We start from the raw sequence: 14,368 nt of genomic DNA on the forward strand, positions 1-14,368 counted from the left end.
TGATGAATAACGGAATCTATGTCCGTTAGGGCGCAGACATAGCTCATAAGCACAGAATTAGTACTAGTGGCGAGACGGATCCTATGTCATTTAGGGCGTAGCCTTAACACATCAATCATTCAATTAACACTATGGATGGACAAGGCACATTGTCCCGCCTGAAGGGTGAGTAGCTAGGTAACAAACTGTGTATTGGTTGAAGACTACTATTGGTGTGATACGAGTGAGTAGGGTTATGGGAATACAAGTACAAGTACAAGTACTGGAACCACTGAAACCAGATATTACGGACACCAGAGCGCTTATTTGCTCGGATTTCGTCCTTTTTGAAGAGCTAACGGACATACAGGCCGTTATGTCGCTTCAAAGGCCATGTTTAGGCTCCATATTGTGAAAATAACGGCTGCTGTGTCCGTTAGAATTAGGAAATGCCATAATTATGATAAATAACGGAATCTATGTCCGTTAGGGTGCAGACATAACTCATAAGCACAGAATTAGTACTAATGACGGCATGGTTTCTATGTCCGTTAGGGCGCAGACATAGCTCATAAGCACAGACTAAGCCCTGTTGGTGGGACGGATTCTATGTTTTTCAGGGTGTAGCCTTAACACATCAATCATTCAATTAACACTATGGGTGGACATGGCACATTGTCCCGCCTGAAGGGTGAGTAGCTAGGTAACATGTAGCAGTAGAAAACGAAAAAAGAGCTTTGCCGTCTGATCGGCAAAGCTCTTTTTGATGTTGCGCAGGATGTGCGCAGATTATTTCATGTTAGCAATCATTTGACGAAGCACGGTTTGAAGGATACCGCCGTTGCGATAGTAATCAACGTCAACTACCGAGTCAAGACGTACAATGGCTGGGAAGTCAAATGTTGTGCCGTCTTCACGAGTAGCCGTAACGGTAACTTGCGAACCTGGTGTAACGTTATTTGACAAGCCAACGATGTCGAATTTTTCACGGCCAGTGATGTTAAGCGTCTTCCACCCTTGGCCCTCTGGGAATTGGAGTGGCAATACGCCCATACCAACCAGATTGGAGCGGTGAATACGCTCGAAGCTTTCAGCGATAACAGCTTTAACACCTAGTAGGAATGTACCTTTTGCAGCCCAGTCACGCGAGCTACCAGTACCGTACTCTTTACCAGCAAGAACGACAAGGTTTTTGCCTTCGTTTTGGTATTTCATCGATGCATCGTAGATCGACATTACTTCATCTGTTGGAAGGTAAGTCGTTACGCCGCCTTCTGTGCCTGGAGCCACTTGGTTACGAATACGAATGTTCGCAAACGTACCGCGCATCATGACTTCATGGTTACCACGACGTGAGCCGTATGAGTTGAAGTCTTCGCGTTTTACGCCGTTTTCGATCAAGTATTGACCGCCTGGGCTGTTAACTGTGATGTTACCAGCAGGTGAGATATGGTCCGTAGTTACGGAATCGCCCATAAGAGCAAGTACGTTTGCTGAATGGATATCTTTGATATCGGATAGCTCTGGGCTTAGGTTTTCGAAGAACGGTGGGTTTTGGATATAAGTTGATTTTGCATCCCACTCGTAGCTTTCGCCCTTAGGTACGGAAATTGCGTTCCAACGCTCGTTTTGTGTAAATACATTTTCGTATTTGTCACGGAACATTTGCGGGTTAAGCGCAGCTGTCATCGCGTCGTTGATTTCTTGCGACGTTGGCCAGATATCTTTTAGGAATACAGGCTTGTTGTCTTCAGTGAAACCGATTGGCTCTGTTGTCAAATCGATGTTAGTCGTTCCAGCAAGCGCATAGGCGATAACTAGCGGCGGAGAAGCCAGGTAGTTCGCTTTTACTTGTGCATGGACACGGCCTTCAAAGTTACGGTTACCAGAAAGTACAGCAGATACGGTCATGTCATTGTCGATGATCGCTTTGCTTACTTCGTCTGGAAGCGGACCGGAGTTACCGATACAAGTCGCACAGCCGTAACCAGCAACGTGGAAGCCAAGTGCTTCAAGCGGCTCGATTAGGTTTGCTTTTGTCAAATATTCCGTAACAACGAGCGAGCCCGGCGTTAGGGAGCTTTTTACATAAGCAGGTTTCTTAAGTCCAAGTGCTACTGCTTTCTTAGCAACTAGACCAGCGCCAACCATTACGCTTGGGTTCGAAGTGTTCGTGCAGCTTGTAATAGCTGCAATAACGACTGCGCCTGTACCCATTTGGCTAACTTGACCATCATTATGGTTAACAGTAACGAACTGCTCGATTTTCTCATCGGTGAGCCCGTAGCCGCCTTTGTCAATCGGTGTGCGGATGATGCTATTGAAGGATTCCTTCATTGCAGTAAGCTCTACGCGGTCTTGAGGACGTTTTGGTCCTGCAAGGGAAGGAACGATTGTCGAAAGATCAAGCTCAACAACATCCGTGAATACTGGATCTGGAGTCTCGTCAGTACGGAACATGTCTTGAGCTTTGTAGTAAGAGCCAACAAGCTCAATAAGATCCTCATTGCGGCCAGTTTGACGCAGGTAGCTAAGCGTCTCATTATCAACAGGGAAGAAGCCGATTGTAGCGCCGTATTCTGGTGCCATGTTGGCAACTGTTGCACGGTCAGCAAGGCTGATGTTCGATAGACCAGGGCCGAAGAACTCAACAAACTTACCAACTACGCCTTTTTTACGCAAAATTTGAGTAACAGTAAGCGCAAGGTCAGTTGCTGTAGAACCTTCTGCCAGCTTGCCTGTCAATTTGAAACCGATAACTTCTGGCATTACGAAGTAAAGCGGTTGGCCAAGCATACCAGCTTCAGCCTCGATACCGCCAACGCCCCAGCCAACTACGCCAAGACCGTTGATCATTGTAGTATGGGAATCCGTACCTACGAGGGAATCAGGGAATACGACCGTTTCGCCATCGATTGTTTTTGTAGCTGCAACAGAAGCCAAGTACTCCAAGTTAACTTGGTGAACGATACCTGTTCCTGGTGGCACCGCACGGAAGTTATCAAATGCTGTTTGTGCCCAGCGAAGGAAACGGTAACGCTCTTCGTTACGCTCAAATTCAACTTTAGTATTGTATTCAAGTGCTTCAGGTGAACCAAATGCATCAACCATGATTGAGTGGTCAATTACAAGATCAACCGGTACAAGCGGGTTGATTTTTTTTGGGTCTCCGCCTGCTTTTTTCACAGTGTCGCGCATTGCCGCAAGGTCAACGACAACCGGTACACCTGTGAAATCCTGCAATACGATACGAGCAGGGATGAAAGGAATTTCTTTATCTTCGCGTCCGTCAGCCCATGTAGCAAGCTGCTTTACATGTTCTGGGGTAATAGCGCGGCCGTCAAATTGACGAACAGCAGCCTCAAGCAATACTTTGATGGAAAAAGGAAGTTTTGAAATATCGCCTAGTCCTTGCTCTTCAAGTCCGCTTAGACGGTAGTAAGCGTAAGATTTGCCGCCAGCGTCCAGCGTTGTGCGAACTGAATAATGATTTTGTGTAGACATCGTCATTCTCCTTTTAACTGTAGTCTGAGTTTCATTCTGTGAAACACAATTTCATAATAACTATATCTATAGTATATCGTTAAAATAGTCCTTCCGTAAAGTCCAATTATGTCTTTATGCGCCTGTTAATGGCATTGAAAACCAACCTCAACGAATGTTACATGAAACGGCAGAGTACCTCATATAATGAAGCAGTTAATCAGCGTTAAGCTTAAACCCAAAATGCTTGATGACGTTCACATGCCATAAAGGCAAGCTGCCGCCAATAAAGATGCTGCCGCCGTCTACGCTTGCATTCACGATAAGGTTAAGGAGGGATTGTTATGCCGCGAACAGGCAACCGAGGACCAGGCACTCAGGGCCAAAAGCATATCCATACATCGTCCAAACCGCCAGCTTCTCAGCGCAAGTCGCAGCAGAAAGCTGTTACGCATGCCATCCAGAAGCAGCCGTCGCCTTCCGGATTGCAAGCGGAGCGACATACTGAAATGCGCGATCAAATGTTGCAAAATACGAAAAAAGTGGACATAGAAGAAAAGTCTGTCAGACAACAACCGTCAAAGTTAAACTCGCTGCTCCGATCTTCAGATTATGATCCACACGAACAGCAAGGAAAGCTGCAAGAATGGAAATTAGCCGTTCATCGCTATATTAGCTTGTACAATCAAGCCGAAGCGAATCAGCATGCGACGGTACTAACCGATTACGTTACAGACCGCGATCATTGCGACCGTCTAAGATGTAGGCTTGAGCGTCTTCGTGAGCGTGATTTGCTTAGAGGTGCGCTTCCAGCTGGAAGCGAAACAAAAGCGGAGCTCATACGCGTCAATGAATCATCCAGTGAAGTATCTGTACTAATACGTCTCCACATTAAAAGAAGGATGGAGCAGTCTGGACGATTTTACATGGAAGAAAGATCTGAATTCGAGCGCTTATGGTTAGGGTTTTCAGGCCATTCATGGAATGTCCTTCGTGTTGAGCCGATTATTGCGGAACGAAGACCGCGTTATGGCACAGCAGTAGACAATTGGATGACCGTCGATGATTACTCGGAGCTATTTGACGAACAATCGTCGCCATCAACACCATACTTAAATTATGACCTATTACAGCAATTCAAACACCGACCATCGGGTATTCGTTACAGGAGAGATTTGGTTGCTGCTTATGCGGATCGTTGGTGGAATGAGGGGAACCCAGCGTATGAGCTTTTTGAGGTGAATTGCACGAATTACGTGTCCCAATGCATCTTTGCAGGCAATGCTCCGATGAACTATACTGGTAAGAGAGAAACGGGCTGGTGGTATAAAGGCCGAAATAAGGGTAGTGAATGGTGGAGCTATAGCTGGGCGGTATCGAATGCGATAACCAATTATTTAACCGCCTCAAAGACATCAGGTTTGCGTGCAGAGGTCGTGCAATCAGCCGATGAACTGCAGCTTGGCGATGTCATTACGTATGACTGGAATGGCGATCACCGCTTTCAGCACAGCACAATCGTAACTGCCTTTGACTCGTTCGGTATGCCGCTCGTGAATGCGAATACCGTTTCCAGCAGGCATCGTTATTGGGATTATCGTGATTCCTATGCATGGACGGAACAAACGAAATATCGTTTTTTTCATATTGCAGATCAATTATAAATTATTGTACCGGAGGATATGCCATGGGGAGCAAGGTTAGAGTAGGTTTAGTTTACGGGGGGAAATCGGGAGAGCATGAGGTCTCTTTGCAAACGGCTTACGCAGTAATGGGTGAATTTGACTACAACAAATATGAAATCAAACCTTTTTATATTACAAAGCAAGGTGAATGGAAAACGGGAGCTGTTTTGCATGGCCGTCCAAGAAGTGTCGAAGATCTGCGCAATGCAACAGGCGAGGCTGAGCAAACCGGCTTCGCTCTCGCTCCATTATTTGAAGGCTTAAACAAAAGTAAGAAAGCAGCTGGCGAAGAGCCGCGCATTGATGTTATTTTCCCGTTGCTACACGGTACATTCGGTGAGGATGGCACGATTCAAGGTCTGTTCGAAATGGCGAACATTCCTTACGTCGGAGCGGGTGTTCTCGCTTCTGCCGTTGGGATGGACAAGATTCTAATGAAAAAAGTGTTTGCACAAGAAGGCTTGCCGCAATGTGTATTCCGCTTCTTCAACCGTACGCAGTGGGAGAGAGACGCATCTTTCTTCATTATGGAATGTGAGGTCTCACTCGGCTATCCATGCTTTATAAAGCCAGCCAACCTTGGTTCCAGTGTAGGCGTATCTAAAGCCAAAAACCGTGAAGAACTCATTGATGCCGTTAACTATGCATTCCGTTTTGACCGGAAGGTCATCGTAGAAGAGTTCGTTGATGCCCGCGAGATCGAAGTAAGTGTACTTGGCAACGATGATGCCAAAGCATCCTTACCTGGAGAAATTGCACCTTCTAACGAATTCTACGATTACAAAGCCAAATACATCGATGGAAAATCGACAATGCAAATTCCAGCACATTTGTCGCCTGAAATGACAGAATCCGTCCGCGAAATGGCAGTTCGCGCATTCCAATCTATTGATGGTTCAGGACTATCGCGCGTTGATTTCTTCCTTCGCAAAAGCGATAATCAGCTTTTTATCAACGAAGTCAACACATTGCCTGGTTTCACACCATTTAGTATGTATCCACTCATGTGGAAAGAAACCGGCATTCCATATAAAGAATTACTAGACACCTTAATCTCTTTAGCTCTTTCGCGTCACGCGGAGAAGCAACGGATAGATTTTACAGGTGAAGCGTTGCAATCATAGGGTAATAAGATAAAGCTGCTTATCAGCAAATGGAAAAATTTCTTTTATTATTTACTTTGGTTAAGGGCATATATGAGGTAGGGGAATGAATCCCTATCTTGTTGAGACCAAGGTGAACAAGTAAAAGATCTTTTTCCTTCATAAAATGGACGAGCTACGCCCCAAAAGTTAAGCGTGTCCTGCAGGGACGAAAGCGATCCACCGCAGAAGTAGAATGCGCGCGTCAGTGTATCTCCTAGGTTAGTCCAATTGCAGGAGTCCAGAGGGTGCAACCCTTGGGGCCCTTCCTTGGAAGGGAGGGTTTGGGTGGGTTCGAAAATTTTTTAAGGTTGGTAGCATAGTCCTTTGAAGGCACGATAGAAATGAAATTTCACTGAAAGGAGGGAAAACATATGGGTTTTGCAACTGAGTTTAATTCTGTCTGCAAATTTAAGTCGGAACAAGAGTTGTATGAATTGTTGGAGTACGGTCGGGGTAAAATGGTCAAGAGCGGCTTTCGCGTATTTCCAACTGGCCAGAAGGTGATTGCTTATACACCAGCCAACGAAGCGATTGCGATTGTCCGCATTTTAGCTTCCATCGCAGAAATTAATTTTCAAGGCGAAGAAGTGACACAAGTGGAGATGGAGCTCGTGAGAAAGTTGACTGAGGAAGAATCAAAAGTTCAAACGGCGCTTGCCTTTGAAATGTTTTTTGGAGAGAGGGCTTAATCGATGATTGTCAGATTTGGCTTTGTCGCAATGAGCTTGCAGGTAGAGAATGCTTCGCCTTCAAGAACAATGACGTTTACGAACTTTACGAAGCTGAATGACCGCGAGGCAGGGATTCGGAAGCTGGAAAGAATAGCGGAGGAAAACCTGCGCAGCACGTTGCGTATTTTGAAACATTGCAAAGCTAGCGACATTCAAATGTATCGATTTTCGTCCAAGCTCATTCCACTTGCGACACACGAGGATTTAATGGATTGGAATCCCTTTGATGCGCTTGCGACTGCATTTCAAGAGGTTGGAGACTTTGTTCAGAAGCATGGAATAAGAGTGTCCTTTCATCCGGATCATTTCTGCGTGTTCAGTACGCCGAGACCTGAGGTGCTCGCGAAATCAGAGCTTGATTTGCTCAATCATATTCTTATGTTAGAGGCTATGGGACTGGACGAAGCGACGAAGTGCAATATACATATCGGTGGAGCATATGGCGACAAGGTTGTAGCTGGAGAACGGTTCGTTCGTCAGTTTAGTGCCTTGTCGCCTCGCTTTAAACATCGGATTACGCTTGAAAATGATGATAAAACATTCAATGTCAGGGAAACGCTAGAAGCGGCGGAGCAAGTCGAGGTTCCAATGGTGCTCGATATCCATCATCATGCCGTGAATTCGGGCGATGTCACAGATGATGAATTGTATAATCACTTATGGCCGCGAATAGTTAGAACCTGGGACAAAGAGCGAGAGCGGCTGGGTTTTTCAAATACAAGCCAGCTCCCTCCCAAAATTCACGCTTCCAGCCCAAAAAGCTTATCTGACCCCCGTGGTCATGCAGACTATGTGGAAGCAGAGCCACTCCTGCAGTTTTTGCGTCATGCGGCTAGAAGTACCGAAAATTTAGATTGCATGCTTGAAGCCAAAAGTAAGGATGAGGCTTTGATGAAGCTGATAGAAGACTTAAGGCAACTGGAAGCAAGCGTAGAAGGCATCAAGGTGTTAGATGGCGGCCGCGTAGAAGTTACTGCTGAGCATTAATAGCAGCATAATAACACCGCCAAGGCTCGCCTTGGCGGTGTTATTATATACCAGCTGCTTCCTTTTAGCCGCATCATTATCTGACTGAAAAGGTGATTTCATCATGGAGTGGATACTTCTTGTATTGCTTGGCGTTGTAGCCGCTATGTTCGGCAGCATCGTAGGGCTTGGCGGCGGGATTATTATTGTTCCTGTCCTAATGCTAATCGGACCAACGCTAACGGGCGACGCAATTGGACATGCAACAGCAGTTGGTATATCGTTAACGGTACTAGTCGTTACGGCTCTTGCATCAACGCTAAGCTATGCCAAACGTAAAATCGTTGATTTCCGCAGTGGTTGGATATTTTTTATGACAAGCGGGCCAGCTGCAATAATTGGCTCCGCGCTTACGGGAAAGCTTCCTGCGGGCGTGTTTCAGCTCGTTTTTGGCGTTTTCATGCTGTTAATGGCATCGCTGTTAATTGCTCGTGACTACATGAAACCGTTTTCGAAGCAATGGCCAATCGTAAGGACGATGACTGACGCATCAGGCGAGGTGCATACGTACAGCTATGGTATTGTTCCTGCTCTGGCTATCGGATTTGGAGTGGGTCTCATGTCTGGCTTATTCGGAATCGGAGGCGGTTCGCTGTTTGTTCCCCTTATGGTTCTGTTATTTCGCTTTCCGCCTCATATGGCGACGGCAACATCAATGTTCGTTATTTTCTTATCATCTATACTAGGGAGCGGCATGCACATTTATCTAGGTGAGACAGATTGGATGCTCGTGCTTGCATTAGTGCCTGGAGCTTGGATCGGTGGAAAGCTGGGAGCGGCAATTGCTGTGAAAATGAGTGGAAAGGGCTTGCTCTGGCTGCTTAGAGTAACGCTTCTTCTGCTTGCTTGTCAATTAATCATTGAAGGCTTGCGTTCATTTTGATATGGTTGGAGTAATCATATGCGAAACTTGGTTGAAGCATCATACGTAGTAGACCTTAACATGGATAGAAATGTTCGTGAATTTACATAGAGGGAAGAGTGATGGATCGTGAATGATCAGAACAATACTTCCGTCGTTGGCGGTAAAAGCTTTACTGCAGTCGCAATTAATTGTGCGTCGAAAGCAGGAGAATGGATTAAGACGAAGCTTGGCAATTTCGCAAGCCTTGATATAAAGTATTCCTCGCATGATCTTGTTACGGAAATCGATAAAGGTTCCGAGCGTTTAATAAAAAATTTAGTCATGACTCATTTTCCTCATCACTCGTTTTTGGGAGAGGAAGGCGTGGAGCCTGGACCGGAAGCTTCAACTCGCGCGCTGGAGAACATCCGTGACGCTGAATATTTATGGATCGTTGACCCTATCGATGGTACGACGAACTTTGTACACGGGTTTCCATTTTTTTGCGTGTCCATTGCCCTAGCGCATAACGGTGAGGTTATCGTCGGCGTTGTCTATGACCCGATGAAGGATGAACTGTTTGTCGCCGAGAAAGGCAAGGGAGCTTACGTCCATGGTAAACGGATGCAGGTATCCAAGGAGGATACGCTGCGAGGAAGTCTAGTTGCAACAGGGCTGCCTGCCGATCATCACTATGCGCTGCCTTTGAATTTGAAAGGCATTCAAGCGGTTGCCCCGCAGGTTCGCAACCTGCGTATTGCCGGCTCTGCTGCCATGCATATGGCTTATGTAGCGGCAGGACGCTTGAGCGGATTTTGGGAGATTGGACTTCATAGCTGGGATTTGGCTGCCGGTTCGCTGCTCGTGCAGGAATCGGGCGGTGTCGTGACGAGTACAGTAGGCAAGGCCTACGACTTGGGCGTGCGCAATGTGGTAGCATCAAACGGATTCATTCAAGAGGAGCTTATCTCAGCGCTTGCGGAAGCGAAAGCAAGCGAATAAACGGAATGAACAGCGTATACACAATCTCCAAGAAAAAGCAGCCTGGCTTCATTGCCGAGGCTGCTTTTTTATGAACTTATATGTGTGGAATCACGTTGCAATTAGACTTATAATCGGCAAGTGAGTATCGTATTAAGCCTTATTATTCCAAGCCTCTGCAAGCAGCTCGCTGTTTATGCCTACAGCTGCCATTGATCCCATAGAAGCAGCAGTAATCGCCTGATACAGCTCTGTTGCTGCATCACCAGCGCTATAGATACCTGGGACGTTTGTTTTACCAAAACGATCGACGACAACAGTTCCTGCTTCATTAACCTGGCAGCCTAAAGCTTTCGGCAAATCTGAGCCGGCAGCAAGCTTCGGTGCAAAGAAAATTCCTGTGCATGGAACGATTGTTCCGTCCTCCAGCACAATTTGCTTCACTATACCGTCGCTAGATTCGATACGCAGAATCGGTGAGTCAAAGGTAGGAACGTTGTGCTTCTTAAGCTCTTCGCGTTGCTCATCGGTCCATTCATCAGGTCCATCGGTGCAGATTATAATTTGGTTTGTCCATCCAGATATCGTTTTGGTGAAGTGCAGCGCTCTATCGCCTTTGACAATCAAGACGAGCGGTTGGTCTCTTAATTCCCAACCATCACAATAAGGGCAGACAAAGGCGCTTTTGCCATATACTTCATCCAGTCCATTAATAGCAAGAGGGAGGTCCTTCATTCCCGCTGCAAAAAGAAGCTTTTTACTCCGATACATCGTTCCTTGAGCAGTCGTAATTTGAAAATTCCCATCGGTTCCAATGATCGTTACCGCAGCATCCTCCACAAAATGAACAGAAGGATATGCATTAATCTGCTCCTTTGCAATTCGCCGAAATTCGCCTGGACTAATGCCGTCTCTGGTTAGAAAACCGTGGGTCTCACGAGTAATTCGGTTGCGTGGACGCCCTTCGTCAATAACAACAACGCTTTTTCTTGCCCTTCCCAGCACAAGAGCTGCATTCAATCCTGCTGGTCCGCCGCCAATAATCACTACATCAATAAGCTGCTCCATCTTAATCATCCTCCCAAATTCATAATGCTATCCTTGTGAAGAAATATTATTGCTTCATGTTTATTTAATCGTTTGTATTAAAGGGTTAAAGGAAGCAGAGTCTATCACCCACTGGATCGTATGGCGTTGCAGGTATTGATACATATGACGTTCAGCACCGTCCATCACCTTTTTTACCAAACATCCCTTATTGTTTAGAGGGTTCGAAGTTTCAGGCTCTAAATCTTCCGCTTCAAAAAATAAATGATGATGCTGCTCGTCAATATTAAAGCATTCATACAGAGGTTGACGGCCTTCTACAACCTGAATGACATCTAGGAAGGTAATTTGATCGGCAGCTCTGGCAAGCTCATAACCGCCGCTTGCTCCTGTTACAGCGCGTACGATTCCATCCTGCCGCAGTTTCGACATAATCTTGGACAAGTAGCTCTCGGAGACTCCGAGAGAAGAAGATAAGTCTTTAATTCCTATGTTTTGACCGCGCTCCGCATAGGCTAGGTGAATTAATGCATGCAGTGCATAACCGCTACTTTTTGAAAATTGCATAGGGAAGACCCTCCTTTAACATAAGTTGAAAATCATTATGGATCTATAATGTCCATTATAGACAATTACAATCCATAATTCAAGTGATGTATAATGTCTGTATACTTATATGAGCAAGGATTTACACGTCCTTTAGTCGAATTCATTATTCAGTGGCAAGGAAGTACTGGAGATGAGCCAGAAGGAGTGAACAATGATGACAGTAAAAAAACGAATAGCTGCGATGATGATGACTACATTATGTTTGGGCATGCTGATTGCTTGTGAGTCGAATGAAACATCATCAACAAATACAAAAGTAAATGAAACGACCGATAGGCCTGAGAAAACGATGGCGATTGATGAAACCACAGAGCCGTTAGAACCAGATGACCAAGACGGTTCATTCACCGTGCTGGCTAAGGAGCTTCGAGTGCCATGGGTCATTGCTTTTGACGAGGATATTGTTTATATTAGCGAGCGCGAAGGCAATGTAGTGAAGGTCGATGGTGATTCAACGACACGTCAAGCCGTTCATTTGCTCAAAAGTGTACATGACCGCGGAGAAGGTGGATTTTTGGGTTTCCTGCTTGCGCCGGATTTTGCTAAGTCTAGAGAGGCGTACGCTTATCATACTTACGAAGAAAATGGTCGTGTCATGAACAGAGTAGTGCTTATTAAGCACAATGCCGGGCAATGGGATGAGGTGCGGGCGCTGCTCGAAGGCATTCCTGGAGCGGCGAACCACGATGGCGGACGGATGGCCATTGGACCTGACAAGCTGCTTTATGTAACGACGGGAGATGCGCAGCAGCCGGAGCTGGCACAGGATCGTAACAGCCTTGCGGGCAAAATCTTGCGAATGACGTTAGATGGAAATGTACCTGAAGATAATCCGTTTCCCGGCTCCTATGTATATACTTATGGACATCGTAATCCTCAAGGACTTGTTTGGAATAGTGAAGGCATCCTATTTAATACGGAGCATGGTCCTTCGGGTGACCCTGGAGGACATGATGAGATTAATAAAATTGTAGCGGGTGGGAATTACGGCTGGCCAACGATTTTTGGTGACGCTGCGCAAAAGGGGATGATAACGCCTATTTATCATACTGGTAAAGAGGCAATTGCGCCCTCTGGAGCAACAATTGATGAGAATAATCGATTGTGGATTGCTACTTTAGTAGGCGAGGTGCTTTATCGATATGATCCTGCGTCCAAAAACATGTCTATTATATTCGAAGGTGAAGGAAGACTCCGCGATGTGAAAATAAAGGATGGGCTTATTTATGTAATTACCAACAATACCGATGGTCGCGGTATGCCGTCACCATCTGATGATCGATTGCTGGTATTAAAGCAGATAAAATAATTATGCAGTAAACGAAGATACCCCAGAGGTTATACAGCCTCTGGGGTATCTTCATTTTAAGTATAAACGCAGTATAGCTTATCTATTACAAGTTAGCGAAAGCATAGTTAATGGCTTTAATCGTTTCATCAATGTCGGCTTCGGTATGGGCTGTCGTGAAGAACCAAGCTTCATATTTGGATGGTGCAAGATTAATGCCTTGATCCAGCATGAGCTTGAAAAATCTGCCGAACAGCTCGCCGTCAGTATCCTGCGCTTCATCATAATTCGTAATCGGATGATCGCAGAAATGAGCGGAGAAGGAACCGCGAATTTGGTTGATTGTGAGCGGGATGCCATGCTGCTGGGCAGCGGCGTGTAGGCCCGTTGCAAGCTTCGTAGCCAGTGCATTCATTGTATCGTAAATGCCAGGCTCTTGCAGCAGCTCCAAGCACGCAATGCCAGCTGAAATGGAGGCAGGATTGCCGGCCATCGTACCAGCCTGATAAGCAGGGCCGAGTGGTGCGACTTGCTCCATAATTTCGCGGCGTCCGCCGTAAGCACCGATCGGAAGGCCCCCGCCGATGATTTTGCCTAATGCGGTTAAATCCGGTTCGATGGCTTGATGATCTGGGAACGCAACATAGGTCTGTGCCGCGCCGTAATGGAAGCGGAATGCGCTGATGACCTCATCGTATATAACAAGCGCACCAGCATCACGAGTGAGCTTGCAAAGCCCTTCAAGGAAGCCATCATGAGGCATAACCATACCGAAGTTGCCGACAATAGGCTCTACCATGACAGCGGCAGTCTCGTGACCCCAACGATCTAAAGCAGCTTTCAATGCAGGCAAGTCGTTAAATGGTACGGTAATGACCTCGCTTGCGATACTTGCAGGAACGCCTGCGCTGTCTGGAATGCCAAGCGTAGATGGACCAGAGCCAGCTGCGACGAGCACGAGATCTGAATGGCCGTGATAGCAGCCAGCGAATTTAATGATTTTCGATTTCTTTGTATAGGCACGAGCGACACGAATGGTAGTCATGACTGCTTCTGTACCGGAATTGACGAACCGTACCTTGTCGAGTGATGGAATCGCTTCTTTCAGCATGCGAGCAAGCTTAATTTCAAGCTCCGTAGGTGTGCCGTATAGCGTACCATTCTGAGCTGCACGAACGATCGCTTCTGTAATATGGGGGTGAGCATGTCCAGTAATAATTGGGCCATAAGCTGCTAAATAGTCGATATAACGGTTATCATCGACATCCCAGAAATAAGCGCCTTCGCCGCGTTTCATGAACACAGGTGCACCGCCGCCTACCGCTTTGTAAGAACGGGACGGGCTGTTGACGCCGCCGACAATATGCTGCAGCGCTTCTTCATATAGTTTTTCGGAATTAGGTCGTTGAGTTGTCATGGAATGGAGCCTCCAATTGGATTCATAGTTGTAAGTAAACTTGCACAAGTTGAGATCGAGTGTCGTATTATCCGCAGCTGTCGCGCACATAGAAACAAAATACACGCAACTTGAAGCGCCGTTGCGTGTACGT

Annotated in this window: 11 protein-coding genes; 7 read left to right on the forward strand and 4 right to left on the reverse strand. The window is 46.3% G+C overall.

Features of this window, described 5'->3' with window-relative positions; genetic code table 11:
* Positions 1 to 768 precede the first annotated feature (768 nt).
* The gene (gene acnA, locus AC787_RS20425; RefSeq protein WP_054026469.1) at positions 769 to 3,483 is read right to left on the reverse strand and encodes an aconitate hydratase AcnA; all 2,715 of its coding nucleotides are present in this window, start codon (positions 3,481 to 3,483) and stop codon (positions 769 to 771) included.
* 323 nt (positions 3,484 to 3,806) lie between these two features.
* Between acnA and AC787_RS20430 the strand changes: the two genes are divergently transcribed.
* From AC787_RS20430 to AC787_RS20455, 6 genes are all read left to right on the forward strand, one after another.
* Positions 3,807 to 5,126: an amidase domain-containing protein gene (locus tag AC787_RS20430; RefSeq protein ID WP_235561024.1), complete on the forward strand. Its 1,320-nt coding sequence runs from the start codon at positions 3,807 to 3,809 to the stop codon at positions 5,124 to 5,126.
* A gap of 23 nt (positions 5,127 to 5,149) precedes the next feature.
* Positions 5,150 to 6,271: a D-alanine--D-alanine ligase gene (locus tag AC787_RS20435; RefSeq protein ID WP_054026470.1), complete on the forward strand. Its 1,122-nt coding sequence runs from the start codon at positions 5,150 to 5,152 to the stop codon at positions 6,269 to 6,271.
* A gap of 392 nt (positions 6,272 to 6,663) precedes the next feature.
* The gene (locus tag AC787_RS20440; protein WP_054026471.1) at positions 6,664 to 6,981 is read left to right on the forward strand and encodes a hypothetical protein; all 318 of its coding nucleotides are present in this window, start codon (positions 6,664 to 6,666) and stop codon (positions 6,979 to 6,981) included.
* A 3-nt stretch (positions 6,982 to 6,984) separates the two neighbouring features.
* The gene (gene uvsE, locus AC787_RS20445; protein ID WP_054026472.1) at positions 6,985 to 8,010 is read left to right on the forward strand and encodes a UV DNA damage repair endonuclease UvsE; all 1,026 of its coding nucleotides are present in this window, start codon (positions 6,985 to 6,987) and stop codon (positions 8,008 to 8,010) included.
* Positions 8,011 to 8,113: 103 nt separating this feature from the next.
* A complete protein-coding gene (locus AC787_RS20450; protein WP_054026473.1) occupies positions 8,114 to 8,932 on the forward strand; it encodes a sulfite exporter TauE/SafE family protein in 819 nt (272 codons plus the stop codon).
* Positions 8,933 to 9,040: 108 nt separating this feature from the next.
* Positions 9,041 to 9,895, forward strand: coding sequence for an inositol monophosphatase family protein (locus AC787_RS20455; protein WP_054026474.1), 855 nt, complete (start codon positions 9,041 to 9,043; stop codon positions 9,893 to 9,895).
* Positions 9,896 to 10,027: 132 nt separating this feature from the next.
* On the opposite strand, the gene AC787_RS20460 is transcribed toward AC787_RS20455, so the two are convergent.
* Positions 10,028 to 10,942: an NAD(P)/FAD-dependent oxidoreductase gene (locus AC787_RS20460; RefSeq protein ID WP_054026475.1), complete on the reverse strand. Its 915-nt coding sequence runs from the start codon at positions 10,940 to 10,942 to the stop codon at positions 10,028 to 10,030.
* Positions 10,943 to 11,002: 60 nt separating this feature from the next.
* Positions 11,003 to 11,488, reverse strand: coding sequence for an RrF2 family transcriptional regulator (locus AC787_RS20465; protein ID WP_054026476.1), 486 nt, complete (start codon positions 11,486 to 11,488; stop codon positions 11,003 to 11,005).
* Between the two features lie 193 nt (positions 11,489 to 11,681).
* Between AC787_RS20465 and AC787_RS20470 the strand changes: the two genes are divergently transcribed.
* Entirely contained in the window at positions 11,682 to 12,839 is a 1,158-nt protein-coding gene (locus tag AC787_RS20470) for a PQQ-dependent sugar dehydrogenase (protein WP_235561025.1), read from the forward strand.
* A gap of 85 nt (positions 12,840 to 12,924) precedes the next feature.
* On the opposite strand, the gene AC787_RS20475 is transcribed toward AC787_RS20470, so the two are convergent.
* A complete protein-coding gene (locus AC787_RS20475; protein WP_054026477.1) occupies positions 12,925 to 14,235 on the reverse strand; it encodes a glutamate-1-semialdehyde 2,1-aminomutase in 1,311 nt (436 codons plus the stop codon).
* Positions 14,236 to 14,368: the final 133 nt, after the last annotated feature.

The sequence above is a fragment of the Bacillus sp. FJAT-28004 genome, from assembly GCF_001280845.1.
Classification (GTDB): Bacteria; Bacillota; Bacilli; order Paenibacillales; family Paenibacillaceae; genus Pristimantibacillus.